The following is a 25,108-nucleotide window of genomic DNA, read 5'->3' as shown; positions in this document are numbered from 1 at the left end:
TTATACCTTCTCCGCAGAAAGACGTGCACTGAGATACGCGCCGCCATGGGCGATCAAGCTCGCAATGTCGCCGTCGATGGCTGCTTTGAGCACGGCGTCGTCCGGATCCGTACGGATATCGTGAGGCAGCTTGCGGACGAGATCGCCAAGATCCGTCGCGAGCCGCGCTTGCAGTTCGGCGTCGTTGCCAGCGCTCTCGATGATGCGCTGAAGGTCGCCCAACGCATCCTTGCGTGAGGCCGCGGCTTCGAGGCTCGCGGTCGCAACGACGAGACGCTCGATCCAGGCGACCTCCTCGCCCAAGCCCAGAGCTACGGCCTTCGCCTCGGCAAGGAGGTGATCCACCGACGCGAGCAGTTCCCCGTGCAATCCGGTCCGCCCGGTCAGTTCGATTCTGCACGCGAGCAGACGCCCTTGAGCGTAGCGCTCGATGGCATATTCGATGCCCTGGCGAACGCGATCGATGGCGTCGGAAAGAGCGCTGCACTGTTCCACCGGAACCGGCAAATGGATCCAGCGCACGCAATCGACATGGAGAGGTAAAATCTCCCCGACCTGGCCGTCCTCGACCGTAACCAGCGAAGCGCCTTTCGGTCCGCTTTCGCGGATGTGGCGACCCTGCAGGTTGCCGCAGAATACGACATGCGGCCGCTCGTGGAGGATGGCGGCTTGATGCACATGCGCGAGCGCCCAATAATTATAGCCCTTGTTGATCAGGTCTTCGATGGCGCATGGCGCATACTTCGCGTGTCCTGGCATGCCGCCCAAGCTGGTGTGCAAGACGCCGATGTTGAAACAACCCGCAATCGGTGACGGATAAGCGGGGACCAGATTGTCCGTGATGTCGCGCTGCCGAAAGCTTTGGCCGTGCAGGGCGACATTGAGGTGCGGCAGCCGGAAGGTCTCGGCCCTGCGCGCCGGAAACACGCTCACATTGGTCGGCAGTGTGAGCTTGCGGGTGATCTGGCTTTCGGCGTCGTGATTGCCGTGGAGCAGGAAGACGGGAATGTTGGCCTGGGCCAACCGGCCCATCAGCTTCACGAAGAAGAGTCCGGTCTGATAGTCACGCCAGTCGCCGTCGTAGAGGTCGCCGGCGATGACGACAAAATCGACTTCGTCCTCGATCGCCTGACTTATGAGATTCTCGAATGCGGTGCGCGTCGCGGTGCGAATTCGTTCGGCCGCCGCGCCTTGCTGCCCAGCCAGTCCCTTCAAGGGGCTGTCGAGATGGATGTCGCCGGTATGGATGAAGCGAAACGACTTCAAGATAGGACTCCTCCAAAATCAATGTGAGCAGTGGCGCCGGCCGGCAGAGCTCAATCTGCAAATTCCGCTGATCTCTCACTCGGTGATCGGAAATCAGGGCAGAGACCCGGAAAGCCGAACCTGAAAAAACTATCATCCACGGAACATAGTGAGAACTTTATTGTGTCGGCACAAGACGATGTTCACAATATGCAGTGGGTCGCTACCGATAACAGCAGACAACGCCTGTCCTTTAGCAAGGGCCGGGCCAAACAATCTTGGGATCCGTCGCCCCGACGAGAATGGCTGCAAAATCAATGGCTTGTTGCCTGAGTGTCGAAGGCTGATCATTTTGAAGCGGGTGAGTGGCTTATGGCAATTGGCGCTGAATTGGTGTCAAATGGCCTCTAATTTTTCCAGGCGTGCGAGAATATGAAGTAATTTCAATGGCTTATATTTTTTGGCACGGCAGTTGCTGAGTGGCTACGTCCCAATTGGGAGCTTGAAGAGCCGTGTCGAACTTACCCGAACTCGTTCACCTTTCGACGTTGCCATCGCTTTCCGTGATGAGCGCGTTCCTCGACCGTGCGCTCCCAGGACAGAGCGCGAGTGCGCGGCGGGTACGCTGGCAGGTACTGGAGTTTGCAGCGAACCCAACGGCGAAGGCGGTGCTACTTCGCGGTCCCATCGGAGCTGGAAAGTCGACTGTCGCGCGTCTGATCGCCCTCCTGAAGCGGGTTGCTCCGCTTTCCCTCGATGGAGCGAAGGCGATTCTGGATCTCGTGCCCTTCAATGGGCCTAACCAGGTCGACTTGCGCTACATCAGCAGTTGGTACGTCGAGCTTGCCTTGACCGGATTGGTCGATACCCTGGCCGAAAGCCAACTGTTCGGAAGCGTCAAAGGTGCCTACAGCGACGCATTGGACCGGCCCGGTGTGTTCGAGGCCGCATCCCGCGGCCATGTTGCAAAAGGAAAGGAAGAACCGGTTGGCGCGCGAGTAACCAAGGGCGTCGTTTTTCTGGATGAGATCGGTGATCTCCCAGCAAAACTTCAAGCCAAGCTGCTGCCGGTCTTGTCCGGCGGCGTGTTCTATCGGGTGGGCGCCGAAGGCAAGGAGAATGCTGAACTAGAATTTCGCGGTGTCACGATCACGGCATCATGGAAGGAGCTCGGGGACGGCAGGCTGCGCCCGGATCTTCTTTCGCGGATCGCTCCGTACGCAATCGATGTTCCGGGCGTCGAAGATAGGATCGACGACTTCGACGTGCTCCTGGATGGTGTCCAGGAAGCGGTCATTCGAATGATGCGAAGCGCGATCGAAGAGTTATCGACTACTGATACGGCGATCGATCGCGGCTACTGGCGTGGCCGCATTGAGACGCTGAAGCCGATGAAACAGGCGTATCGCGAATCTCTTCGACGCGTCGCGTGGAGTTCTCATGGCAATCTCCGCGGCCTGACTGCCGCAGTCGAGCAAATCCTCGGAACGGGCTCTCATCCGGATACGGTCGTCGCTAATCTACCCAAGTACCTGTCTCCGGAAGCCGAATCGAATGAGCAAGACGATCTCTTGGCTCGTCTCCTCTCGCGCAGTTCAACCGGCGAGCGCCTAGGCATGCATGTCAAGGCAATCGAACGAGAAAACCGTCGCTCCCTTCGTGCGAAGCTCCAGCTCGATCGAAGTGCCTTGATCCGCTTGTCGGATACGCTGGGCATCGAGCCCGAGAAGCTGCGATTGCAACTGAAGGATATCGATAGAGATCGCCGTAGCCTGGAGGATGATCGATGATCGAGTGCGCAAGTGCTTCGGACGTCGCTCGCCTTTTGGGTCGCGTACGCTCTCGCGCGGACAAGTATTCGGATTTGTTGCTGTGTTCGCCGTTTATGGATGACGAGACGATTTCCCTTGTGGGACTGGTGGCTGAGGCAGCATCAAGTGCACGATGCGGGCTGGAAATCATAACGACGCATCAAGCAGTCGAACGCGTAAAGGCTCGTCTCGCACCGCTCGTAGATCGACAAATCCGACTTATCGGCTGTTCTCGTCTTCACGCCAAGTTCTACGTGGCGATAGGACGTAGTGAGGAGCACACGGAAGCGATCATAACCTCGGCCAACCTTACCGCCGCTGGTCTTACGAGCAACATCGAGCTTGGCGTCCGCATCGTGGCAACGACACCCAACGGACGTGCCATGCTGCATCATTTGGACCGTTTCGCGCGCCGGCTGGCGCATAACAGGAGATCTACATGGAGAAATCACTAGCATCGTGGTTCTTTCTGCGACCGACGATCACGACCTTTCAGCTCGAGCCCGAACAGCATCCCGAGTTCATTTTCGGAACTCGTGAACGCGCACAACGCGACCATCTGCTGGGCGAGATCGAGGGGGCGAGCTACGGGGATGCCGGCTTCAAGGCGGTCGTATTTGGCGACTACGGCCGTGGAAAGACGCGCATGTGTCAGAACCTGCGATTCGAAATTCAGCGCCATCAGCTTCGAATCTTTCCGATCTACGTCAAATGCTCTTCATTCACATCCAAGGCGCCGTTCCATTCACTCTTCAGGGAAATGATCATGCGCCATTCAACCGCTGAGATGACCCGCATCGCGACGGAATACGGTAGATTGGTTGCGGCCGGCACAGCTCGACCTCTAACCGAGATTGTTCAGTCGGAGGACATCGCTTTGGTCATGGGGCAAGGCCTCGCTATGCTGAACCCCGACATGGTGCGCAAGTGCATGCGATGGCTGAGCGGTGAGGGCAAGGTGCCGATGGAGGGCATTGGGCCGGCCATCAAGCCGCAGCTTTCCGATAGCAGTGAATTCGGGGCCGTGATGCGTGGGTTGAGTCACATGATCGCGGCGGTGGATCGCAAGGTCGTTGTCTATTTCATCGACGAAGCGGAGCGTTTCAACAACATCACGAATGCCGACGCCTTCACGGTCTGGCTCGTGAGCCTGCGCGAACTGACGGAGATTGCCGGCATCGGTCTCATTTTTTTCGTGGGCGCCGTAAGTCGGAATGAGCTGCCCGTCCTCCTCTTGCAGGAGGAAATCATGCGACGCATCGGCGTTGTGAACTATATCGAGTTCCTGAACCCGAGCCGTGATGAGTTGCGTGCATTCGTCAAAGAGCTCTTTTCAACCTGCATTCGAAAAGGTGAAGTACCAGAGCCTCATCGATCGATTGCGCCGCAGGAAGTTCTCGACCCCAATATTCCGGCCGAGCTCGCGGCTATCACGCAGAACGAGGAGGATCGTCTCGATGCATTTCCATTCGAGCCAGATGCGCTCGACGAATTCATCGAAGACGTTGCTGCAGGGGGCTCCGCCAACAAGCCCAGCGAGGTATTGAAGCGTCTTCTCAAGGCGACACAGCGCGCCATCCGCAAAGATCGACGGACGATCGATCGGAGCATAGTCGCGGAAATCAATGCAGAAGGGATGTGATCGATGAAGACATTCGACGTAGAGCCGCGGGTCGTCGGCGCAGTTCATTTAGGCGGAACGAAGCGTCAATCGGTCATACTGGCCGGGCGAATGGCAGAAAAAGGCAACATGGAATCCATCCTGTTCGATGGGTCTGACAATTTCGTCGTGTTCGAGGTGGGAAAGCGCGGATCCGGCAAGTCCTACGGGATGGGGTCATTGCTTGAAGGGTTTGCAACGGCTGCTGCGTCACGGATCGGCCGACACCAGGAAAGACGAGCTGTTGTGCTGCTCGATCCTCTCGATATCCATTGGCCGGCCGTAACGCCGCTGCGTGCCGATGGGCCTGAAGGTATCCGAAGGCAATATCAAGCTCTCGCCGGCTGGGAAGGTCTGGAGGTGGAACCTATCAGCGTACGGGTTTTCGTACCGGCTGGTCATGCATGGCCGATCGATCCACCCGAGTTCCGTGAGTTTCGGCTGCCAGTTAGCTTCCTCAACGCTGGCGATTGGGCGTTGTTGCTCAATGCAGACCTGATCACCGAGCCGCGAGGACGCCTGATCGACGAGGCCTACCGCAAAGTTACCGAGACCGGCTGGGTTTGGGACGACCCGACATCGCCCCAGGCGGCCAAACCTGATTATGCAATCGCCGACCTCGTGAGCTGCATCGAGCATGATCCAGATATCGCAGGATTCTACGCGGCCGAAACCATTCGTAGCGTGATCCAACCCCTTCGGTCGATGGGCCGCATGCCGCTGTTCGACTCGGCCCAAGGAACGCCGTTGACGGAATTGGCAGAAGCCGGTGTCTTGTCGATCTTGTGCTTGGCGCGGCTCACCGATGACCTTCGGACGGTTCTGACCACGGTTCTCGTCCGGAAGCTCAAAGCCGACAGAATGTTCGCCAGTCAGATCAGGCGTCGACTGGCGCTTCACACGGAGAACGAAGACGATCGCCGCGAGTTGGAAACGGAGTTGCAACGCCATATTCCGAGAACCGTTCTTGCTCTGGACGAAGCACAGATACTCATGCCCGCTCGCGGAAGCAGTTTGGCGCGCCAAGCTCTGGATTCGTTCGTCCTTGAGGGCAGAAATTTCGGCCTATCATTGTGGCTGGCAACACAGCGACCGAAAGGTGCAATCTCCGAAGCTGCCGCAAGCCAAATCGACACCTTCATCGTTCACCGGTTGAGCGTCGCAGATGACATAAACGCTGTTTGCGGACTGCTCCAGAATGCCCGTCCAAAGATCATTCGTCACGCTGGTCGGGAGCTCGATTTACCCGACCTCATCCGAGCTCTCGATGTTGGACAAGCGATATTTTCAAGCGCGACCAGCGATGCCTCCCGCTTCGTTATCGGCAACGTCCGGCCGCGCAACGTGGCGCACGGAGGAGAAGCATTCTAGATGAAGCGAGTTGCATGGACGAAGTTTCAGGATTTTTATCTGCGGCCCGGCTTTCTGAAGGCTCTCTCTGTTGCCCTGAGCGCCGAGCGACGCAGCGTGGCGAATGAAGCCATAATCCAGCGTCTACGCAGTCCGCTATTCGATATCGCCGCCAACCACCCAGGTCTTTGGACAAACGTCGCGCACCTGATGCCCGAGCCGAAATCCGGAAGGAAAGCCACACCGTCGAGAAAGCAGGAAGGACCAACTGTCGCTGAAGCGCTCCTTCTCGATGGCGATTGCCCATCCGTCCTCTTCGCGATAACCGGTCCGACGGCCTACAAAATCCTGGATTGGGGCCGGGACGTGGAACTGATCGGTCGCGGCAATCAAATCACGGAGCGAGGACTGATCCTCCGCTATCTACTGGATGAGCGTGCAACGAGCGCGTTCGTTTCCGGCGACGTCATGGCGTGGAATCCCTTCGTGCTAACGTTGAAGGAAAAGCTCTTTTTTCTATACCATCTTGCCGAGATCGACGGAGTGATCGTCGAATTGCTCTGCCAGCTGGGCGAACTCGACCTCGCGCCAGGGACCGTACTGGAGTCGAGCGATGCCGCCCGCATGACCTGCACAGCCTTACTGAGGGTTTTGAGAGGCATGCAGGGGAAAGTACCGCCCAGCGAGGTCCTGAGATTCCGTACGGCCTGCGCTCTCGCAGCAACCATCGCGGACGAACTTGATATGGCGGACGAAGCCGTCGATCTCGTCGGGGCTGCGCGCCGGAAAATGCCAAAGATCATCAAGCCGAGAGCTCGCCGAGCTGCGGCCGTCGGTGGTCACGCTCGACCAAGAAAAACGACCAAGAATGCTGATCACCAGACCATCCCCCGGTTCGAGCAGCTTGTCGATCTAGGATTTCTGATGAAGCCCGTGCCAGATGGCAGCGAAGCCGACAAGTTCGGTGCGCGAAAGCGCTGGCAATACATTCCAACCGAGATATGTCGCCGTTGGGCCTCTGCCGTTAGAGGAAAGCGGCACGAAGGAGCGCCGTTCCTATGGCACTCCTTCGCGACCGCTTGCATCAGCGCGTATCAAATCTCTTCTACCGCCGAACCCGAGCCGACGAGAAACAAGCTTATCGCAAATTACATATGGAAGGCTTACGAGCACATTCACAGGCGGGTTGGGGCCAATCCTCTCGACAGTGTAGCCCTGTTCGCAACGCTCAGTGCTGCGTCGGATGGTGTGGCGATCGAGATGTCCGAAATCCATCGATTCATGTTGTTCATTAAGCAGCACGGTCTGTTGCCTGGCCACGTGTTTTTTTCGTCGGGCAACGATCTTGATCAGATGTTCATCCAATTGAAGCCGGGGTTCGTCGGGCAGGTCGCGAGCTCGGAGTCGCCATTTACGCAAGCGGGGATCCAATGAAGAAGTCTCGGCGGGAAGTTTCTGGTGGAAGTCGCCAGCAATCGCCTCCGGAAGAACTAGAACTGTTCGTCGACTACGGTCGCCGCGCAACGGCAATCAGTACCGCGGCACAACGGATCGTTCGGGATCTCGACAAGAACGCGAGCTTCATTAGCCTAAAGAAGGCGCTAGGTTCCTTCCGCGAGGAATTGCGTGGGCTGATGTCTCTTAACGAAAGGTTGGACTCCACCGAGTCCTCGTGGTCCGACCGGGTGGATCGTGAATTCCTCGAGATCGAAGCTGCGACGCGCGAGGCTCTGACCTCTCGCGGTTGGCACGTCGAAGGACAATGGCCGAGATTATACGTGGCCCGAGGAATTGTTCTGGAATTCCACGAGCAGAACCGGTCCTTCAAAATCTCGGATCGAAAGATCTCCAGCGGGACGATCGCGGATATCATAGCGGTGCTGGAGCCGTTGATCGCGGATCTGATCCCCAGGAGCTTCTCCGAGCCGAAATTCATACAGTCGCTTGCCGATGCTTATGACGACATGGCCAGTAAGTCGTCGCAGGTGCTGATACTCGATGTATATCGGCAAGTTGTCCTTAGGCAGCAAAAGCCGACCTTCTGGAAAGATGCACGGTCGGATGCCTTCATCGGAATGAGCGTAGATCAATTTCGGGCCCGTCTGTCCCGTGTTCTGGAAAAAGGAGCCATGACGGACGCCCAGGGGCGCGAGATCCGACTGCTGCCGCCGATTGATCCGAAGAATGCAATCTTTCTCTATCAGCCTACAGAGGGACGGTTCGGCTTTGTAGGACGTATCGAATTCATTTCGAGCCAACAAATGGGTCTTTGACCATGGATGGAAGCACCACTGGCACCGATTCCGGACTAACCCCCTCCTTGGCGAGGGCGCTAATCCGCGGTCTGGTTCGGGGTACCACGATCTCGGAGGGCGCGCGGCACATCCATGTGGGGCACACGAATTGGTTGGCCGCCCAGCGAGAATTGCTTGATGAGATCGGCGTGGATGGCCATGCGGATACGAAGTTCGTGCGCGGGACCTACGGCGCTGGAAAGAGTCACTTCTTATCGATGGTGCAGGACCTGGCTCGAGTGAAAAACTGGGCGACGTCTCACATCGAGTGCAAGGTCGACGGCGTTCAGATCGATAGATTTGAAACGTTGTATCCACAGATCGTCAGCAAGTTGAAGTTGGCGGATTTGCCAAGCGATCAAGAAACGCCGAACGATCCTGTGCGTTGGATGCTGGAAAAATGGGCTCGGGAGGAGCTCAAACGCGCCGGCGTCCGGGAGGACGCTCTGACTCGGCCTTTTGATGCGGAATTGCGTCTTTACGGTCAGCTAGAGAAGCGACTACTTCGCAGCAGCCTTCCGCAGGACTTCATAAGGGCAGCCGCTGGATTCGCACGAGCATACCTCGCTCGTGACGCAGAGACCATGACCGCTGTTTGCGGGTGGATCAGTGCGGCGAAAGAAAGGATCAGCATCCCAAGCCGGTATCTCCGACAGCCCTCGGGGGTCGAGCCTGCGAGCAAGCCGACCAATCTCCGGCCTATCGGCAAGGGAACGGCTAGAGACGCAATGCGCGGAGTACTTTGGCTCGTGCGGTCTGCCGGGTATGTCGGGCTTATCTTATGCATCGACGAGATCGAAGAGCTTGCCAAGCTCGGTTCAAAGAAGCGCCAGGACCAGGCGCTGCAGGCGCTGCGCGAGTACGTAGATCATGCAGGTGGGGAGGGTGGATTTCGAAACCTCTGCATGTACCTGGCTGCGACGCCCGAGATGTTCGAAGGCGAGGAATATTTCCCGCGTTACGATGCCCTCGCCACACGTATTCAACCCGTGAGCACGGATGTGAATTGGCGCGGACCTGTGATCGACTTGGACCGAACTCCTCTCGACAAGCTCCATATGCGTGAAATGGCGCTGCGGATCTGCAAGGTATACGTGGCGGCCTACGGCACACAGATTGCTCAGCAGAACTTGTCTACCGGGATGATCTCGCAGCTCGTGGAGCGAGTCAACGAGGCCCGCTTCCGAATAGCTAAGCCAAGATTGCTTGCGCGGGTCGTTGTCGATTCGCTCGAGCGAATTCGTCAAGGCAAATCGCCGGAGGAAATGCCCGGCGCTCAGGAATTGGTGACTACGGCAGCCTCTAATATCGTCAGAGAACTGGGCCCATGAACGACCTCGCGCGCGCTGCGATTCGCAGATTGAGGGCCGGGGTGGTCCCTACCTGGGAGTTGGCGCGACTGTCCGTGGGATATGATCGGATAAAAGTGGATCTGGAGCGGTCTTTGGGCGAACTCGAAAAGCGGGATCAGGCTGAGCCGCTTTTCGTTCGAGGCGAGTGGGGTACGGGAAAGACTCACTTTCTTTCATACGTCCAAACAACCGCTGCTCGGAGCTGGCATGCTAGTGCAAGGGTCGACCTCAACGCTCGGGGTATGTCGCTCAGCCATCCCCAACGCTTTCTCACACTTCTTGCGGACAGCGTTCATGCCGGTGACCAGATCGGCATACAGGACGTGCTTCATAGGCTCATCACCATAAAGGAGGTGCGGCAGCGCGTTTACGAATTTTCCCAAACGCCCCAAGCCAGCGATCTCGGTCCGGCAATGCGTGCTCTCTGCAGCGAGTTCGAGTCCAGTGGAGCGCTCGGTCTTGCCAATCACGCGGCCTGGACCGTGATTCGAGGCGGGGACCTGAGCTGGTCCGACGACCCATCGAAGCGAAACAGAGCACTATCGCGCATTGCGGCACTCGCCGGCCTGTGTCGCGCGGTCGGGCTCAAGGGGCTCATCCTCATACTCGATGAGGCGGAGACCATTGATCAGCTTTGGAATGTTCGCTCTCGATTGGCAGCATACGCGGTCCTGGGGCATCTGTTTGAGATGGAATCATTGTGGTGTGTTCTGGGTTCCACGCTTCGCTTCGACCGCACGATTCTAGGAGATATTTCGGGAGGCATTCTTGCTGATGCTTCCGTGAATGCTGATGCGCTTAGATTCCTGCACGGATGGAAGGCTCGAAAATACCGGGTCATAGAGCCGCCACTGATCGATCGACGGGCCGCCGGCCAGTTGGCTCAAGCGGTATCCTCACTATATCGGCTTGCTTACAGCCAACTGGCCGAAAACGTTGAGGCTGTGAGCGCGCACTGCGTTGAAGACTGGATGCGGAATCCAGTCCGGAACCCGCGCAGACTTGTTCGCCTTTTGGTGCATCGCCTCGATGTCATGCGCAACTTGGATAGATAGGCGTTCGAGTTCCGTGCGACTCGAAACCGCGACGGGTACCGACCTGCTGCGCGTAATCATCTCGAAGTCGTTGAACTTGACCTTCAGAGTCACCGTCAGGCCCCGCGCTCCCTTGTCTTCACAATGCAGCCAGATCTTATCGATCAATGGTTGCAGTTCGGCGACCATCGCTTCGAATTCGGTGAGGCCCCTGGAGAACGTATTCTCGGCGCCGACTGACTTTCGTATTCGGTCGGAACGGACCTCGCGGTCGTCGACGCCCCGCGAAATCCAGTAGTAGTAGCTTCCGGCCTTCCCGAAATTGGCCTGCATGAATTCGAGCGACTGATTGCGCATGTCGAGGCCGGTGTAGAGACCCAAGGAATTCATCTTGGCGCTGGTCGCTGGGCCGATGCCGTGGAATTTGCCTACGGGTAAGGCTTCGACGAAGGCAGGCCCCATCTCCGGCGTGATGACGTACTGGCCGTTCGGCTTGCGGTAGTCTGAGGCGAGCTTCGCCAGAAACTTGTTGTAGGAGATTCCCGCCGAGGCATTGAGGCCGGTTACCTCCTTGATCTTTGCACGGATCGCCAACGCGACGTCCCGCGCCAACGGAATGCTCTGCAGATTTTCGGTCACGTCGAGGTAGGCCTCGTCCAGCGACAGTGGTTCGATGATCGGGGTGTGCTCGACGAAAATCTCGCGTATTTGCTGGGAGACCGCCTTGTACACCTCGAAGCGCGGCTTCACGAAGATCAGGTCTGGGCATTGCCGTTTCGCGGTAACCGATGGCATGGCCGACCTGACGCCGAACTTGCGCGCTTCGTAGCTGGCGGCCGCCACGACGCCGCGCTCCCGGGATCCACCGACGGCAATCGGCTTGCCGCGAAGATCCGGATTGTCCCGCTGCTCGACGGACGCATAGAAGGCGTCCATGTCGACGTGGATGATCTTGCGCTGACGGCGCGAAAGCTCAATCTGGTCGTCGTTCTCGTCGGTCACGTTGTCGGCGCGGGCGGGTCTTCCTTGACGCCGCGCGCGACGATCCGGAGCGCTCCGTCCGCCAGCGGCCGCTGCAGCTTCAAGGCCTCGTCTGAAGGGGCCATCATCCAGGTCTCGACTTCGTCCGGCGTCGTCAGGATTACAGGCATCGCCTTGGGATGGATGGCGCCGACCTCGGCGTTCGGCTCTGCCGTGAGGAACGCGTACAGGTCGTTGGTCGTCTCACCTTCCTTGACCTTCCGGACGGACGTCCAGTTGGTCCAGATGCCCGCGAAGCAGGCGAGGGGACGGGTCTCATCGAGCGCGAACCAGATATCACCGCCCTCGGCCTTGTTGAACTCGCTGAACGAGTTGAACGGCACTATGCAGCGATGCTCGGGACCGTGCCAACGAGCCCAGTGTTTGCTCTTCACATTTCGGATGTTGGTCGTCCCGCCGTCCGGCTCCATTCTGAGCAATTCCTTGAAATCCACTGCCTTACCCTTAGCCTGCAGCTTTTCGGCTCGCTTCTTCGTGGCGTCCATCAGTGCTTTTGACGACGATGGCATTCCCCATCGCGCCGTAGCGAGTTCGCGGCCCTCGACCCCGTTGCGCACGATCGGTGCCTTGTAATCGGGAAACACGCCGGGCATGGGCGCTAGATTGCCGACGTATCGGTTCACTACTCGAAACAGCGCACTGATCGCGGCTTGGTTGGTCGTGATCGAATAGAGATTGCACATCGGTCAGGATTCGGTTCGAGGGTGGCGCGGCTGCCACGTCAACTGTAGCAGAGTCGCGGATGGACGCCGGCCCGCCTTGGCGCATTTGCGGCAGCGCAGACGGCTAGCGAGATCGTGCACGAAGGTGGTCGGCGGGTGCTTCATCGCCGCGAGGTCCACGTCGCTCGGCGTCTTGCAGCGCGCACACCTGATCTCCAGCCAGGGGAAGCCTCCGTTCACGGCCTGATCGATGGTCGGCGACGGATCGATCGGTTCGCCGTCCCTCCACATCCGCTCGCTCCAGCTTTCGCAAAGCAGCCTATCGGCTTGCCGGATCATTGCCTCGCCTTTGGCCCGCATCTCCGCCGAATGGGTAGCCAGGATGTTAGCCATCGCCCGTGCCTTGCCGAGCTCTTTTGCCAGAGCCTTGCGATCGCCGCCCGACAGGGGCGTAGGGTGATACTTCGGGGCCATCCGGACATCCAAGCGCAAAGAGATCGGATCGGCAAATCCTGAGCGACTACGGCGTCTCGAACGCTGGCCAGCACCCGTCTTCTTCATGCCTGCCGGTGCGCTGCTGGCAGGTGTTGTCGAGCAGCCGCTGCGCAACGTCCTTCCAGACAGCGTTGGCGCCATACAAGCGGACCGCATCGGCGGTCTGGATTTCTACGGTCCGTTCGCAACGGTGGCAGGAGACGCGCAGTACGTGACGCTGAATTTCGGAGAGACGTCGCTGCCGCATCTGGGCCCCGGTCGCGCCGGCGTGAGGATCTTTGAGGACCGATTCCCAATATTCGGCCGGGAGGGGCGCATCCGGAGCCGCAGTGGAGGGGCTCGGCCTACGGGCGGCTTCAGCGGCCAGCTTTTCCATCTGCTTCGGGGTCGGCATGCGCCAGCTCGCGGGTCGGTCGGTCATGCACGTACTAGAACATAACAAGAACAAATGTCGAGCCCGACTAGGGCAGCTGGTGAGAAAAATCCTCCTATCGGACGGGTCGCGATGTCGGAACCAAGATGGGCCGTTCGTCTTGAATCCGGCATCAGTAATGGAGTTCCCCCGCGATGGCCCCGCGCGCCAACTGGAAAGGCTTCCTTCGTCTTTCCCTCGTCACCTGTCCGGTTGCGCTGTATCCGGCCACCTCGGAGTCCGAAAAGGTCTCGTTCAACCAGCTGAACCGAAAGACTGGCCATCGGATCAAGTACGCCAAGGTCGACGCCGACACTGGCGAGGAGGTCGACAACGAGGACATCGTCAAGGGGTACAAGGTTGATACGGATACCTTCATCGAGGTGACCAAGGAGGAGCTTGAGAACGTCGCGCTGGAATCGACACGAACCATCGAGATCGACGAGTTCGTCGACCGCAGCGAGATCGATCCGCGATATCTCATTCGCCCCTACTACCTGCGTCCCGACGGTAAAGTTGGGCACGATGCCTTCGCCGTCATTCGGGAAACCATCCGCGAGATGAACAAGGTCGCAATTGGTCGTGTGGTGCTGACCAATCGCGAGCACATCATCGCGCTCGAACCTCTCGACAAGGGGCTGATGGGCACGCTGCTGCGCTATCCCTACGAAGTCCGTTCTGCGGATGAGTATTTCGACGATATCCAGGACGTCAAAGTCACCAAGGACATGCTCGACCTGGCCAAGCACATCGTCAATCAGAAGGCGGGGCACTTCGAGCCAGACAAGTTCGAAGACCAGTACGAGACCGCCCTCGTCGATCTGATCAATCAGAAGCGCGCCGGCAAACCCATTACTGCGAAAGCGCGTCCTCGAGGCGAGAACGTCGTGGATCTGATGGATGCGCTGCGCAAGAGCATCGGAAAAGAGGGCGCGTCCGCGACAGAGGCACCCAAGAAATCAGGAAAAAAGCCGCGCAAGGCGGCCGCCGGGCAGAAGGAAATGCTGATGCCGATCGCAGGCAAGAAGCCGGCGAAGGAGACCGCGGCGAAGAAGCCGGCGGCCAAGCCGCAGCGGAAGTCGGCTTAGGTGTGAAGCATTTGGTGACGCCGGACGGCCACTATTCGTCGTCCGCGGCAGGCTCTGGCGAATGGCAAATCCCATCTCAACGATGTCACGCGAGATCATCTCGTCGGCAGTCTAATGGCGGCTCGCCGGGCGGTGCGCGATGCCAGGAAGGCTGCCGACCGCGAGGCCGAAATACGGCGGTAGGACGGTGGACGAGGTTAAGCAGGCGCTCGGCGAGCGCGGTCTGGTATGGTGGGACGACGGCTCGCCGGATCTCGATTGCTCTGCAAAGTAGGAGCGATATGGCTGCGATAAAAAAGACTTCCAGGAAATCGGCCTCGAGCGCGGGCATTCTCGCATACCGCAAGGGCGCTCGTGGGCTCGAGGTTCTGCTCGTTCATCCCGGCGGTCCGTTCTGGCATAAGAAGGATGATGGCGCCTGGTCCATCCCAAAGGGTGAAATCGATGCGAATGATGCTCCGGAGAACGTCGCTCGACGCGAGTTTGCCGAAGAACTCGGCCCGGGCGCTTCGATTGGTCCACTCCAGGCGCTGGGGGAAATCCAACAGCGAGGAGGGAAGCGCGTCATCGCATTCGCCGGCGAGGGCCACTTTGACCCGGCAGCGCTGACCAGCAATACCTTCGATATCGAATGGCCGCCCCGAAGCGGTCGACGGCAGAGTTTTCCCGAAGTCGACCGCGCGGAATGGTTCGATATCGAGCTCGCGCGGACCAAGATGCTCTCCGCTCAAGCTGTGCTTCTCGATCGTCTTTTGGCGATCGCGGTTGAGAGCGCCGGAAAATGATGTTCAGGATCGGAATCATTTCGGACACGCACGGTCTGTTGAGGCCCGAGGCGGAACGAGGCCTGACGGGCGTCGATCACATCATCCATGCCGGCGACATCGGGCGCCCCGGGATCATCGACGCGCTTCGCCGGATCGCGCCCGTCACGGCCATTCGTGGAAACGTGGACAGTGGCGAGTGGGCCTGCGACTACCCCGACACGAACCTTGTGCGCCTGGCGGGAAAGTCGATCTACGTTCTGCACGACTTGAAGACGCTAAAGGTCGATCCCGGCGCCGGCATCGACGTCATCGTCTCCGGGCATTCTCACGTGCCGAAGATCGACACGATCGGCGGCGTTCTCTATCTGAATCCCGGTAGCGCGGGACCCCGGCGTTTCAAGCTGCCGATCACGCTTGCGACGCTCGAACTCACGCCTGACGGCATGCGACCGGAAATCCACGACCTTGGAGGCGACTGAGTGCCACCGTGGAGGGAGTTCACACCGGAGGAGGCGGATGCGTTAGTTCGTTCCGTTTGCCGGCTACGCCCGAAGGGAAGTGCTATGTGCGCGGACGTTCTCGCTCGCGCACGACATCCTTCGCCCGCTTGTCGGATCTGAGCCCGAGGTAGACGGGCTGGCGCAGTTCGCCCTTACTCGTCCACTCCGCAAATTTGACCTCGGCAACCAACGAAGGCTTAACCCAGGTCGTGGCTGCCTCGTCCTTCACTTTGGCAGGGAAGGGTGATTTCGGGGTCGTCAGCTTCGCGAGCTTGGCATGGAGGTCTCCCAGGACCTTGTGGCTGAAGCCAGTGCCGACATGTCCGATATACCGCCATGTGTCGTCTTCCCGCACAGCGAGGACCAGGGCGCCGAAGAACTGCCTAGTGCGCTTGGGCGCTGTGAAGCCCGCGATCACCACTTCCTGCCGCTTTGCCGTCTTGATCTTCAGCCAATCCGCCGTCCGGCTTCCGGACTCATACCCGCTGTCGGCGCGCTTCGCCATGACGCCTTCCAGACCCTTCCGCTCGGCCTCGGCGAAAAATTTCGTGCCGTTCGCTTTGCGGTGACGGCTGAAGGCGATCAGCCGGTGGCTCGGCAGGATCGCTTTCAGCCGCTCCTTGCGCTCGAGAAGAGGCTGTTTGCGCAAGTCCGCTGCGTTCTGAAACATGAGATCGAAGGCGCAATACAGGAGCTTCGCTTCATGACGCAGCGCGTTTTGCAGCAGCTGGAAATGCGAGACGCCGTCCTTTCCGATCGCGACGAGTTCGCCGTCGATCACGGCGTCGCCCTTCACGCCCTCCAGCGCTTTGGCGACCTCGATATAGCTGCGGCTGATGATCTTGCCGTTGCGGCTGTAGAGCGAAACCTTGCCCCGCCGGATTTCCGCGATCATCCGGAAGCCATCGTACTTATCCTCGAAAACCCAGCCGGGGTCGTCGAACGGCGCGTCGGTGAGGGTAGCGAGCATCGGCTGTAAGCGCTTGGGCAGGGTCGACGTCCGGCTCATTCAAGGGCCAATTTTTCGGAGCGTGTTGCGTAATGCATGGACGTCCTTCAAGAATGAGGGAACGCTTAAAGCCATGGCATGTTCCGTCAGACGCCGCGGCAAATCCCAGAGTGCGCGACGTTAACTATCGAACGGGAAGGTCTAATCAGACCGATGGCCAGAAAACTGAAAACATACCAGACGTCGCTCGGCTTCTTCGATCTGGCGATAGCCGCTCCTTCCATGAAAGCGGCGCTGGAAGCGTGGGGCGCAGACAGCAATCTCTTTCATCAGGGCGCCGCCAAAGAAAGTGATGATCCGGACGTCATCGACGCAACCATGGCAAAGCCTGGCATTGTGCTCAGGCGCCCGGTCGGATCCGACGGATCTTTCAAGGAGCATGCCGAACTGCCCACGGATCTTGGCGGCGGCAGACCAACGAAAGCTACCCGCAAGTCGAAAAGCTCAAAGGCGAAGAAGCCTTCCTCTCGTACCGTCGACAAGGCTGCGGAGCGAAAAGCCGCGCTCGACTACGACCGGGAGCAGAGGCGTCGCGAGGTGGAACGAGCGAGAGAGGAGGCGGCCAGGCAGAAGGAGAGAGAACGCCGTCAGCAGGCGGTCGACAAGGCGCAGGCTGCGTTGGACAAGGCCGAGCAGGAGCACGCGAAACGGGCCGCGGCCATCCAGGTCGAGGTCGAGGCTATCGAGAAGAGGTCGCAGGCCGAAGAAACCCGCTGGGATAAAGAGAAGGCGCGATTGGAAACTGCGCTCCGGCGCGCGCGAAGTTAGAAGCTAGCTAGCCAATGGTCTCGCGGAACCCGCCTAGCATTCCTCGTCGCGCCTCTAGCTTTCTTACGATCGCTCCAGAGATCACCTTGCTCAACGCGGCTATGCGCGATGTTGGATAGGCCAGTATGAAAGTTGAACTCGCGATTGGCGGAGGCGAAAGACAAAAGATTCAAAAGAATGACCTCCGAAAAGCGTAGAACTATCCGGAGGTCAATGGTGCGCAGTTTAGAGCACGGGGTTAGACGAAGCTGGACTGGATTTCTCGATCTTCCGTCGGTGGTCTCAGGGATCCTTCCAGAAGTCGCCGAACTCGCGGCGATCGGAGTGGATCGTCAAAGACCGTCGAGAACCGCGGGCGCAGCGAAGCTTGCGCGAACTTCGCCATCCACCGACGCTCGATACGGTTCAGCACGTCTCGGGGTAATCCGATGTCATCCATAGCAACCCTCCTTCTCAGGCGGCCAGAACCCTCGACGTCGAGCAGAGACGGTTCGGTTTACCTCCTGGAGGATTGCGTGGAGCACCGTCGAGTTCGCACAGTGCCTCGAGGATCTCGTCAATGGTGACTGGCGCTTTCAGTCCCGTCGGTGCCCGCAAGGACGGGCAGGAGGCGATGGCCGATGCGTCGGACGCCCAGGATGCCAAAATGGCGCGTTTCTCCGAGGTGGACAGCGAAGGGTCGGCCAGCACATCCCTCGGATGGTCGAACACGGTCCCGGGATGCAGCAGGGCGTTGAAGTCGATGACGTTGTCGTCGGAAGCGGTCGTCGGCCGCATGGTATCCTCCATTCCGTAGACGAAGTCGGGTGCCGCGCGTCGGCTGACGCGCGGCGTTGCTCGATGGGGTTGAATTAGGCCGCTTTGGCCTCGATCTGGTGGACGTTGTCTGAAGATGCGGCGCCGCCAATCGCGATGCGGCGCGGCTTCATGGCCTCTGGGATTTCCCGGACCAATTCGATCTTCAGCAAGCCGTTGTCGAACGTTGCGCCCTTGACCTGTACGTAGTCCGCCAGGTTGAACTGACGCTTGAAGTGGCGGGTCGAGATCCCTCTGTAGAGAAACTCCCGCTCGGCCTTCTCGGTCTTGCCGCCCTCGATCGTTACGACGTTCTGTTCGGCCGTGACCGCGACCTCGTCGGGCGAGAAGCCCGCCACCGCCAGAGTGATCTGGTAACGGTCTTCGGCCAGCCGTTCGATGTTATAGGGGGGATAGCTTTCCTCGGCAGCCCGCTGGGCCGTCTCGGCGAGGTCAAACAGGCGATCGAAGCCGATCGTCGACCGGAACAGGGGCGAGAAATCATAAGTGCGCATAGCCAAATCCTCCAAAGAGCAAGATGGGTATGAGGCACCGGACACGACCGGTGCCCGTCTCAGGTCAGAGGCCCCAGAGGGCACCTCAGACGTCACCCGAAGGTGACGCCAAAAAAATTAGCAAAACCGATTTTGGTTTCAAGAGGGGAGGCAAAAAAATCGTCGGCTTAGGGGTCCAGACGATCCCGGTCAAGTCTCGCAGCGTCGAGATGAGTTGGGCGCCGCTATACGGTTTCGGGATGAAAACGCTGCCCGCCGGCGGATCCGTATAGCATGGTTCGCAAGCGAAGGCCGGAGTCTGGATGTTCTGCTTCCAGCTTGAGCCGAATTGTCGCGCTAGCGCCTGCCTGATTACACGTCATCGCGTAATCCTCGAAAGAAAGGGTGCCGGACCTTTCCGTCGGCAGACTTTGCGCGATACTCGATCTCGGCCAGAAGCTTGGGTTCAACCCAGATGCCCTTGTGGCCGATGCGCTTGGCGTAGGGCTGAGTCCTTCGGATGAGGGGTTTAAGCCGCTTCTGCAGATCGGCGGCCGAGACCTTGTCGAAGCCGTGGTCGACTTTGCCGGCGTAGACCAGATCGTCACCCTTGCGCCGCCCGACATAGAGCCCGTCCCACTTCGTACCATCGAGTGCGAAACCGGCAATGGTCAGCGTCTCCCGCTGCACGCAAGTCTTCTTGACCCAGTCGTTCGTGCGTCCCCGCGGATAGGCACTGTCCCGTACCTTCGAGACGACGCCTTCGAGGCCGAGCTTGCAGGCGTGCGCGAACATCTCACGGCCGTTTATCTCGAAACTTTCGCTGAACTGGATGTCGGTGCCGTTCACGATCTTCTTGAGTTCGGCCTTGCGCTGAAAAAGCGGTAGCTTCCGGATATCTCGGCCGTTCAGATAGAGCAGATCGAACGCTACGAGCACGATGCTGGCCGACTTGCCCTTAAGCTCGTTCTGCAGGACCGAGAAGTCGGTCGTGCCGTCGGCCGCCGGTACCACGATCTCCCCGTCCACCACCGCCGAGTTCGCCTTGATCCGCCAGGCGTCATGAGCGACCTTCTTGAAGCGATGCGTCCAATCGTGGCCCCGCCGGGTGAAGATCTTCGCCGTCTCGTTGGCCAGATGGACCTGAACACGGTAGCCGTCGAACTTGATTTCGTGAATCCACCGCTCTCCTGACGGCACCTTCTCGATCGAGGTGGCCAGGGCCGGTTCGATGAAGCCGGGGAGAGGCGCCTTGACGCCGATAGCCGCCGGCATTTTACGCGCAAACGCCACTGAATAACTCCACGCTACAGCCGACTCAAATTGGCACAGTTCGGATCGTTCCGGAACCTGCGAATCCTTGTCGCGTTGCTTCGATGTCACAACAGGAGGCACCGATGGCGGTAGCGAAGAAGAGCAAGACGGCGCGCGGACGAAAACAGGACCGGGCGCGGGTGGCTGGCGGGCAGGACTACGAAGTGCAGTACGAGGCGAAGAAGACAAGAAAGTCGGCACCGGCGGTGAAAAAGGCCGTCAAAAAGGTCGGCAACGCGCGCAAGCGCGTGGAGAAACGGCTAGGCCGCTGAGAAGGAGACGGGGTCGGCGTCGATGCTTAGCGCCGGTCCTCCACGTCAGGGGGGCATTCTGGGCAGGTATCACCAATCGAGTCCAGCACGTCGCGAACCGCCGCCTCCGCTGCTTGAGGGGATACGTCTGCTGGCGGATTTCGACGGGCGATGTCGAAGGCCCGCGCTCGTGCATGCGGATCGGCGCGGTCCTGCATCCAACCGTGCTCCTCGCACTCGCGGATGGCGCCGGCTTCGTTCAGCACGTTGATCGCCCAACCGCGCAGGGTGCGGATCGCCGGCCGTCTCTGCTTGGTCATCAGCATTGAAAGGGTCCCCCACGCTGAGACGAATCGTTTAGTCCCGCAGACGTTCCCCATCGCTAACACACGACTGGGATTCGAGATCGTGGGATCTCGTGGTTTTTCGAAGGCCGAATTTTCCGCCCGCCCAGGTGCTAGGGGTGGGCAAGAACGAACTGAAGAAACCGTTTTCCGATACTTCAGACGTCCGAGCTCAGGTGGTTGCTTCTTGTCCGTTTTGTGCGTGCGGCTGTCGCCGCACCGGGCTCTCGTAAACCGAGCCGCGCAGCGTCTCGGCCTTGCGGCTTCGATCCCTCGCGCACGAGCAGATCACGCCCTCGCGGGGCAGAAATGAAAAACCGGACCTTTATGCAGCAGCCGCCTGCACAAAGGTCCGGCCTTGTCTTACCTTGCCGCGATACCAAACGGCTGCAAAGGACGCTTCATATCCTTTGGGAGGTCTCGCTTTTCATGCGGGTTGCGACCCGAAGGCGGCAATAGATCAGTAGCCGATACGACTACTTCTTTTTCTTTGAAGTCTTCTTTGCCACCTTCTTGGTGGCTGCCTTCGCGGTCTTCTTTGCCTTCTTCGCTTTCTTGGCCATGTCGTCCTCTGTAAAAAATGGCTCTCAGTGAACATGCCCACGCCGTGCATAGACATGCGCACGAGTGAGACGCTATCACAAAAGCAAAATTGATACCAAGCAGACGTGAATCCGCATTGGTCGCTCGCCGGAGGCACTCGCCCTCGGGCCCGCCGTCATTGCATGCCGGCGTCGCTATCACTGCCCTTCGGGTCGGGTGCCTTTTTAACCGGTCTCGCGACTGCACTCGGTCCCGGATCCCGCCGCAATGCGTCGGCGCTATGCTGACCCTCCTGCGGGTGCCTCTTTTGCTGCGTCCCGCGAGTGGTCTACGCTTTCGCTCCGCCCACAGGCCTCTCTTCCATAATTGCGAGACTCCCGTGAAAATGCTGGGCGGTTCTCGTATCGTTGCCTGCATCACGTTCGCTCAGCTTTTGGCGCGTGCGGCCAGAGCCGCACCGGGCTCTCGTGAACCGAGCCGCGCAGCGTCTCGGCCTTGCGGCTTCGATCCCTCGCGCCAGAGCTTTGGTGCTCCTCGCCGGGGGCACTCGGGAAAGGGGCTCGCCTGCGGCGATCGCTATCACTGCCCCGTTCCCGGGTGCCGCTGTTGAACCGGTCTCGTCGCTGCACTCGGACCCGCGTGCCCCTTCGGGCCGCTATGCTCACGCTCTCCGGGTGCCATTTTCCGTTGAGGCGATGCGCCGCTGGCGCACGCCCGAGGTGATGACAAAAGCCAACATGCAGACCTACCAAGAGGCATGACATCTTGGCTGTTCAACGTGGCATCATCGAACAACTGCGAGCAGCCGAGAGCAAAGCTAGTGGACGACCTGCGAAAACGCAGCATTGCTCCAGAACTAGCGCCTAGCTCAAGTAACCTGTATGAAAGATCGGCTGCCGTGGTGCGCTGCGTCGGCTCCCGGCAGTTACGTTCGATGCAAGTCTTTCAAGCGGTCGCTTTAACGCGATTGGAGAAAACGCTGTCCGGGCGATCCAGACTGTAATGTCCGCGTAAGGTAGTGCCGGCATAGTCGTGCCGGAACAGGCAGCGCGCGCGCAGGATAGGCACGACCTGCTCGGCGAAGACGTCGAAACCGCCTGGCAGCCACGGCGGCATGACGTTGAATCCGTCGGCCGCGCCGTTCTCGAACCAGGTCTCGATGTTGTCAGCGATCTTCTCAGGCGGCCCAGCGATCACCCAATGGCCGCGTGCGCCGGCGAGCCGCTGCACGAGCTGACGGATCGTCGGCTTCTCACGATCGACGATATCGACAACGAGCTTGAAGCGGCTAGCGACGCCGTGCGCACCGTTGGTGTCGATCAGATGCCGGGGGAAAGGGCCATCGAGATCGAAGCCGGAGAGATCGAGCCCAGTCATCTGACGGAGTTGGGTGAGCGAAAATTCTGGTTGGATGAGGTCGTTAAACTCCTCCTGCAGCCGGTCGGCCTCGAGCTGCGTGCTGGCGATGAAGGGGGAAATCCCAGGCAGGATTTTGATTTGGTCGGGGCTACGGTCGAAGGCGCGCGCTTGCCGCTTAATATCGGCGTAGAACTCTTGTGCGCTGGCCAAAGTCTGATGCGCGGTGAAGATCGCTTCGGCAAAGCGTGCCGCGAAGACGCGTCCATCTTCTGAGGAACCGGCTTGGACGTAGACCGGCCGCCCCTGCGGCGTCCGCGAGACATTGAGCGGCCCGCGCACGCGGAAATGCTTTCCGATGTGATCGATCGTGTGGATCTTGCTGGTGTCGGCAAAGATGCCCGACACCGGGTCGTTGACCAGCGCGTCGTCTTCCCAACTGTCCCAGAGCCTCGTGATAACGTCGAGATATTCCCGCGCCCGCTCGTAACGTTCGTGATGCGGCGGATGCTCCGGCAGACCAAAATTCTGCGCCGCCTGCGGCGTGCTCGTGGTCACGATGTTCCAGCCGGCACGGCCGCCGCTGATGTGATCAAGCGAGGCGAACAACCGCGCCAGATTGTAGGGCTCAGTGTAGGTCGTCGACGCCGTTGCGATCAGGCCGATGTGCTTGGTGGCCGACGCGATCGCGGTCAGGAGCGTGATCGGCTCGAGCCGGAAGCGCTGCGCATAGCGGACGTTGTCTGCCAGCGCCGGCCCGTCGGCGAAGAACACCGCGTCGAACTTGTGCGCCTCGGCTTTCTGCGCCAGCTCCTGATAATAGGTGACGTCGAGGATACGGTCCGTTGCCGAGGACTTGTGACGCCAAGCCGCCTCGTGATGGCCGTCCGGATAGATGAAAAAGTTCAGGGAAAGCTGGCGTTTGCTCATGTCGTGCTCGTGAATGTTGATCGTTGTCTGATTAGACTGCGCCTCCGCGCGTTCCATCAACTCTATGTCGGTGATCGCAAGCCTGTCGATGAAAGGAATTTGCGTTGTTGTGTGCCAAGTGAGCATGAAGCGGGTGAGGAGATCGTCGATCGAAGACGAGTGCGTGCGTGTCGACGAAGCAAGCCGGCTTTTCTAGCTATTCTACGCGTCGACGCGGCCGATTTTGTATGCGGTCGTGCACGTGAAGCGAAGTAGCGGACGGTAATCGTCGCAAATATTTCAGTGTCTGCATGGGTGACGATGCGATCATTGCGTCCCCTCAAAAACAAAGCTGGTTTCGTTTCATTGACTGATTTTGGATCGCTTTTACGATCAGAAGCGTCAAAGCGAGGTCGTCCCACCTATGCTGCCAGCCGATGCCCATAACGTAGCGCGCGACGTGTCGCCTCTCACGAGGCCGCTCGGCGACCATGCTATCGCACAGCACATTTGCGACGATCGCTGTATCCGATGCCTCTGTCGACCCATCAGGCACGACTGAACGGACGCCCCCTTCAAAAGTGACTTCGAATATCTCCGCCGTCGTACCCGCGACCGGCGCATGGCGGAGCTTTGTCCATGGATCGCAGTGATGAGAACAGGATCATGAGCAACACCACCGAAATAGACAATGTCATTCCGCGCGCTGACATCGTCAAGCGCGCCGCTCGGCTCGGCGCCGAGATCAGGAACGTCAAGCTGTCGGGCGATCTGCCCGACCAGGTCATCCGCGCCATCAACCAAGTGCTGCTCGAACACAAAGTGATCTTCTTCCGCGACCAGGGCCATCTCGACGATGCGGAGCAAGAACGTTTTGCCGTCCGGCTCGGCAAGCTGGTGCCGCATCCGACGGTCGGCGCCACCAAGGGCACGTCCTCGATCCTGGAATTGGATTCTGGCCGAGGCGGGGGCCGTGCCGATCAGTGGCATACGGATGTGACCTTCGTGGATGCCTATCCGAAAATCTCGGTGCTGCGCGGCGTGGTGATCCCCTCCTATGGCGGCGACACCGTTTGGTCGAACACGGCGGCGGCCTATCTCGATCTGCCGGCGCCCCTGCGCAAACTCGCCGACGAGCTCTGGGCGGTGCACAGCAATGCCTATGACTACGCTGTGAAGGCGCGTGCTTCAGAGGCGGACAAGAAGCACTTCGACGAGGTCTTCACAGGTACCATTTTCGAGACCGAGCATCCGGTGGTGCGCGTCCATCCCGAGACTGGCGAGCGCACGCTGGTGCTCGGCAACTTCGTGCAGCGCTTCGTCGGCCTGCCGAAATACGACGGCCAGAAGCTGTTCGATTTGTTCCAGTCGCATATCACGGCGCCCGAAAATACCGTGCGCTGGAGGTGGCAGGCTGGCGATGTTGCAATCTGGGATAATCGCGCCACCCAGCATTACGCGGTCAATGACTACGGCGATCAACATCGCGTGGTTCGCCGCGCCACCATCGATGGCGACGTGCCGCTCAGCGTCGACGGCCGCCACAGCGTGACACGCATCAAAACTTCGAAACCGCAGGCGGCGAAAGCCGCCTGATTCAGGGTCACGCAATCG

At 59.5% G+C, this 25,108-nt stretch carries 24 protein-coding genes and 1 pseudogene; 14 read left to right on the top strand and 11 right to left on the bottom strand.

Annotated features, from left to right (window positions below):
- Nucleotides 1-1,266 carry a DNA repair exonuclease gene (locus GGD65_RS26125; protein ID WP_183237057.1) on the bottom strand — a complete coding sequence of 422 codons (1,266 nt, stop codon included), beginning with the start codon at nt 1,264-1,266 and terminating at the stop codon, nt 1-3.
- 491 nt (nt 1,267-1,757) lie between these two features.
- On the opposite strand from GGD65_RS26125, the gene GGD65_RS26120 reads away from it, so the two are divergent.
- From GGD65_RS26120 to GGD65_RS41165, 7 genes and pseudogenes are all read left to right on the top strand, one after another.
- Nucleotides 1,758-3,035 carry a sigma 54-interacting transcriptional regulator gene (locus GGD65_RS26120; protein ID WP_183237056.1) on the top strand — a complete coding sequence of 426 codons (1,278 nt, stop codon included), beginning with the start codon at nt 1,758-1,760 and terminating at the stop codon, nt 3,033-3,035.
- A 460-nt stretch (nt 3,036-3,495) separates the two neighbouring features.
- The gene (locus GGD65_RS26110; RefSeq protein WP_183237054.1) at nt 3,496-4,698 is read left to right on the top strand and encodes a hypothetical protein; all 1,203 of its coding nucleotides are present in this window, start codon (nt 3,496-3,498) and stop codon (nt 4,696-4,698) included.
- A gap of 3 nt (nt 4,699-4,701) precedes the next feature.
- Entirely contained in the window at nt 4,702-6,087 is a 1,386-nt protein-coding gene (locus GGD65_RS26105) for an ATP-binding protein (protein ID WP_183237053.1), read from the top strand.
- Nucleotides 6,088-7,500 carry a hypothetical protein gene (locus tag GGD65_RS26100; RefSeq protein WP_183237052.1) on the top strand — a complete coding sequence of 471 codons (1,413 nt, stop codon included), beginning with the start codon at nt 6,088-6,090 and terminating at the stop codon, nt 7,498-7,500. It abuts the gene before it with no gap.
- Nucleotides 7,497-8,339, top strand: coding sequence for a hypothetical protein (locus tag GGD65_RS26095; protein ID WP_183237051.1), 843 nt, complete (start codon nt 7,497-7,499; stop codon nt 8,337-8,339). Before GGD65_RS26100 ends, GGD65_RS26095 begins: the two co-directional genes overlap by 4 nt.
- Before the next feature lie 2 nt (nt 8,340-8,341).
- Nucleotides 8,342-9,691 carry a BREX system ATP-binding domain-containing protein gene (locus GGD65_RS26090; RefSeq protein ID WP_183237050.1) on the top strand — a complete coding sequence of 450 codons (1,350 nt, stop codon included), beginning with the start codon at nt 8,342-8,344 and terminating at the stop codon, nt 9,689-9,691.
- Nucleotides 9,688-10,695: pseudogene (locus GGD65_RS41165) on the top strand (BREX system ATP-binding domain-containing protein); the annotation flags it as partial. The gene GGD65_RS26090 and the pseudogene GGD65_RS41165, both read left to right, overlap by 4 nt.
- Here the strand turns inward: GGD65_RS41165 and dinB are convergent.
- Genes dinB through GGD65_RS26065 form a run of 4 tightly spaced genes read right to left on the bottom strand, consistent with a single transcriptional unit; the run spans nt 10,612 to nt 13,365 of the window.
- On the bottom strand, nt 10,612-11,748 hold the full coding sequence (gene dinB, locus GGD65_RS26080) for a DNA polymerase IV (RefSeq protein ID WP_409362760.1): 1,137 nt from the start codon (nt 11,746-11,748) through the stop codon (nt 10,612-10,614). The pseudogene GGD65_RS41165 and the gene dinB sit on opposite strands and share 84 nt — an antisense overlap.
- Nucleotides 11,745-12,470, bottom strand: coding sequence for an SOS response-associated peptidase (locus GGD65_RS26075; RefSeq protein ID WP_183237048.1), 726 nt, complete (start codon nt 12,468-12,470; stop codon nt 11,745-11,747). The genes dinB and GGD65_RS26075 overlap by 4 nt, the downstream gene beginning before the upstream one ends.
- A 3-nt stretch (nt 12,471-12,473) precedes the next feature.
- The gene (locus GGD65_RS26070; protein WP_183237047.1) at nt 12,474-12,923 is read right to left on the bottom strand and encodes a hypothetical protein; all 450 of its coding nucleotides are present in this window, start codon (nt 12,921-12,923) and stop codon (nt 12,474-12,476) included.
- 46 nt (nt 12,924-12,969) lie between these two features.
- Complete coding sequence (locus tag GGD65_RS26065) at nt 12,970-13,365, bottom strand: hypothetical protein (protein WP_183237046.1); 396 nt, start codon at nt 13,363-13,365, stop codon at nt 12,970-12,972.
- Between the two features lie 146 nt (nt 13,366-13,511).
- On the opposite strand from GGD65_RS26065, the gene GGD65_RS26060 reads away from it, so the two are divergent.
- The 4 genes from GGD65_RS26060 to GGD65_RS26045 all read left to right on the top strand — a co-directional run bounded on the left by GGD65_RS26060 (nt 13,512) and on the right by GGD65_RS26045 (nt 15,690).
- Entirely contained in the window at nt 13,512-14,444 is a 933-nt protein-coding gene (locus tag GGD65_RS26060; RefSeq protein ID WP_183237045.1) for a Ku protein, read from the top strand.
- A gap of 139 nt (nt 14,445-14,583) precedes the next feature.
- Nucleotides 14,584-14,718: a hypothetical protein gene (locus GGD65_RS40805; RefSeq protein ID WP_283813705.1), complete on the top strand. Its 135-nt coding sequence runs from the start codon at nt 14,584-14,586 to the stop codon at nt 14,716-14,718.
- A gap of 7 nt (nt 14,719-14,725) precedes the next feature.
- Nucleotides 14,726-15,229, top strand: a complete 504-nt coding sequence (locus GGD65_RS26050; RefSeq protein WP_183237044.1) for an NUDIX domain-containing protein — start codon at nt 14,726-14,728, stop codon at nt 15,227-15,229.
- The gene (locus GGD65_RS26045) at nt 15,226-15,690 is read left to right on the top strand and encodes a metallophosphoesterase family protein (RefSeq protein ID WP_183237043.1); all 465 of its coding nucleotides are present in this window, start codon (nt 15,226-15,228) and stop codon (nt 15,688-15,690) included. The genes GGD65_RS26050 and GGD65_RS26045 overlap by 4 nt, the downstream gene beginning before the upstream one ends.
- Before the next feature lie 82 nt (nt 15,691-15,772).
- On the opposite strand, the gene ligD (GGD65_RS26040) is transcribed toward GGD65_RS26045, so the two are convergent.
- Entirely contained in the window at nt 15,773-16,720 is a 948-nt protein-coding gene (gene ligD, locus GGD65_RS26040) for a non-homologous end-joining DNA ligase (protein WP_183237042.1), read from the bottom strand.
- Nucleotides 16,721-16,873: 153 nt separating this feature from the next.
- On the opposite strand from ligD (GGD65_RS26040), the gene GGD65_RS26035 reads away from it, so the two are divergent.
- A complete protein-coding gene (locus GGD65_RS26035) occupies nt 16,874-17,488 on the top strand; it encodes a cell envelope biogenesis protein TolA (protein WP_183237041.1) in 615 nt (204 codons plus the stop codon).
- A gap of 453 nt (nt 17,489-17,941) precedes the next feature.
- Here the strand turns inward: GGD65_RS26035 and GGD65_RS26030 are convergent, their stop codons facing one another.
- The 3 genes from GGD65_RS26030 to ligD (GGD65_RS26020) all read right to left on the bottom strand — a co-directional run bounded on the left by GGD65_RS26030 (nt 17,942) and on the right by ligD (GGD65_RS26020) (nt 20,070).
- Nucleotides 17,942-18,265, bottom strand: a complete 324-nt coding sequence (locus GGD65_RS26030; RefSeq protein WP_183237040.1) for a hypothetical protein — start codon at nt 18,263-18,265, stop codon at nt 17,942-17,944.
- A 74-nt stretch (nt 18,266-18,339) separates the two neighbouring features.
- Nucleotides 18,340-18,798: a small heat shock protein HspD gene (gene hspD / locus GGD65_RS26025; RefSeq protein WP_183237039.1), complete on the bottom strand. Its 459-nt coding sequence runs from the start codon at nt 18,796-18,798 to the stop codon at nt 18,340-18,342.
- Between the two features lie 351 nt (nt 18,799-19,149).
- A complete protein-coding gene (gene ligD / locus GGD65_RS26020) occupies nt 19,150-20,070 on the bottom strand; it encodes a non-homologous end-joining DNA ligase (RefSeq protein WP_183237142.1) in 921 nt (306 codons plus the stop codon).
- A 104-nt stretch (nt 20,071-20,174) separates the two neighbouring features.
- Here ligD (GGD65_RS26020) and GGD65_RS26015 point away from each other — a divergent pair, with 104 nt between their 5' ends.
- Nucleotides 20,175-20,363 (top strand): DUF3606 domain-containing protein, encoded by a 189-nt coding sequence (locus tag GGD65_RS26015; RefSeq protein ID WP_183237038.1) that lies wholly within the window; start codon nt 20,175-20,177, stop codon nt 20,361-20,363.
- A gap of 26 nt (nt 20,364-20,389) precedes the next feature.
- Here GGD65_RS26015 and GGD65_RS26010 read toward each other — a convergent pair whose 3' ends face one another.
- Complete coding sequence (locus GGD65_RS26010) at nt 20,390-20,668, bottom strand: hypothetical protein (RefSeq protein WP_183237037.1); 279 nt, start codon at nt 20,666-20,668, stop codon at nt 20,390-20,392.
- Between the two features lie 1,506 nt (nt 20,669-22,174).
- Nucleotides 22,175-23,515 carry an LLM class flavin-dependent oxidoreductase gene (locus tag GGD65_RS26005; RefSeq protein WP_183237141.1) on the bottom strand — a complete coding sequence of 447 codons (1,341 nt, stop codon included), beginning with the start codon at nt 23,513-23,515 and terminating at the stop codon, nt 22,175-22,177.
- A 645-nt stretch (nt 23,516-24,160) separates the two neighbouring features.
- On the opposite strand from GGD65_RS26005, the gene GGD65_RS26000 reads away from it, so the two are divergent.
- Nucleotides 24,161-25,090 (top strand): TauD/TfdA family dioxygenase, encoded by a 930-nt coding sequence (locus GGD65_RS26000; protein WP_183237140.1) that lies wholly within the window; start codon nt 24,161-24,163, stop codon nt 25,088-25,090.
- Nucleotides 25,091-25,108 lie beyond the last annotated feature (18 nt).

The organism is Bradyrhizobium sp. CIR18, from assembly GCF_014198295.1.
Taxonomy (GTDB): Bacteria; Pseudomonadota; Alphaproteobacteria; order Rhizobiales; family Xanthobacteraceae; genus Bradyrhizobium.
This window is presented reverse-complemented; position numbering and strand designations above follow the sequence as displayed.

Bases quoted from the DNA above. Each gene is read 5' to 3' on its own strand.
- GGD65_RS26095 (WP_183237051.1), top strand. From the start codon at position 7,497: ATGAAGAAGTCTCGGCGGGAAGTTTCTGGTGGAAGTCGCCAGCAATCG.
- GGD65_RS26100 (WP_183237052.1), top strand. From the start codon at position 6,088: ATGAAGCGAGTTGCATGGACGAAGTTTCAGGATTTTTATCTGCGGCCC.
- GGD65_RS26050 (WP_183237044.1), top strand. From the start codon at position 14,726: ATGGCTGCGATAAAAAAGACTTCCAGGAAATCGGCCTCGAGCGCGGGC.
- GGD65_RS26015 (WP_183237038.1), top strand. From the start codon at position 20,175: ATGGCGGTAGCGAAGAAGAGCAAGACGGCGCGCGGACGAAAACAGGAC.
- GGD65_RS26090 (WP_183237050.1), top strand. From the start codon at position 8,342: ATGGATGGAAGCACCACTGGCACCGATTCCGGACTAACCCCCTCCTTG.
- GGD65_RS26035 (WP_183237041.1), top strand. From the start codon at position 16,874: ATGGCCAGAAAACTGAAAACATACCAGACGTCGCTCGGCTTCTTCGAT.
- GGD65_RS26005 (WP_183237141.1), bottom strand. From the start codon at position 23,515: ATGAGCAAACGCCAGCTTTCCCTGAACTTTTTCATCTATCCGGACGGC.
- GGD65_RS26030 (WP_183237040.1), bottom strand. From the start codon at position 18,265: ATGCGGCCGACGACCGCTTCCGACGACAACGTCATCGACTTCAACGCC.
- GGD65_RS40805 (WP_283813705.1), top strand. From the start codon at position 14,584: ATGCCAGGAAGGCTGCCGACCGCGAGGCCGAAATACGGCGGTAGGACG.
- GGD65_RS26070 (WP_183237047.1), bottom strand. From the start codon at position 12,923: ATGGCCCCGAAGTATCACCCTACGCCCCTGTCGGGCGGCGATCGCAAG.
- GGD65_RS26110 (WP_183237054.1), top strand. From the start codon at position 3,496: ATGGAGAAATCACTAGCATCGTGGTTCTTTCTGCGACCGACGATCACG.
- GGD65_RS26075 (WP_183237048.1), bottom strand. From the start codon at position 12,470: ATGTGCAATCTCTATTCGATCACGACCAACCAAGCCGCGATCAGTGCG.
- GGD65_RS26060 (WP_183237045.1), top strand. From the start codon at position 13,512: ATGGCCCCGCGCGCCAACTGGAAAGGCTTCCTTCGTCTTTCCCTCGTC.
- GGD65_RS26000 (WP_183237140.1), top strand. From the start codon at position 24,161: ATGAGCAACACCACCGAAATAGACAATGTCATTCCGCGCGCTGACATC.
- GGD65_RS26065 (WP_183237046.1), bottom strand. From the start codon at position 13,365: ATGACCGACCGACCCGCGAGCTGGCGCATGCCGACCCCGAAGCAGATG.
- ligD (WP_183237042.1), bottom strand. From the start codon at position 16,720: ATGAGCCGGACGTCGACCCTGCCCAAGCGCTTACAGCCGATGCTCGCT.
- GGD65_RS26010 (WP_183237037.1), bottom strand. From the start codon at position 20,668: ATGCTGATGACCAAGCAGAGACGGCCGGCGATCCGCACCCTGCGCGGT.
- GGD65_RS26105 (WP_183237053.1), top strand. From the start codon at position 4,702: ATGAAGACATTCGACGTAGAGCCGCGGGTCGTCGGCGCAGTTCATTTA.
- hspD (WP_183237039.1), bottom strand. From the start codon at position 18,798: ATGCGCACTTATGATTTCTCGCCCCTGTTCCGGTCGACGATCGGCTTC.
- GGD65_RS26045 (WP_183237043.1), top strand. From the start codon at position 15,226: ATGATGTTCAGGATCGGAATCATTTCGGACACGCACGGTCTGTTGAGG.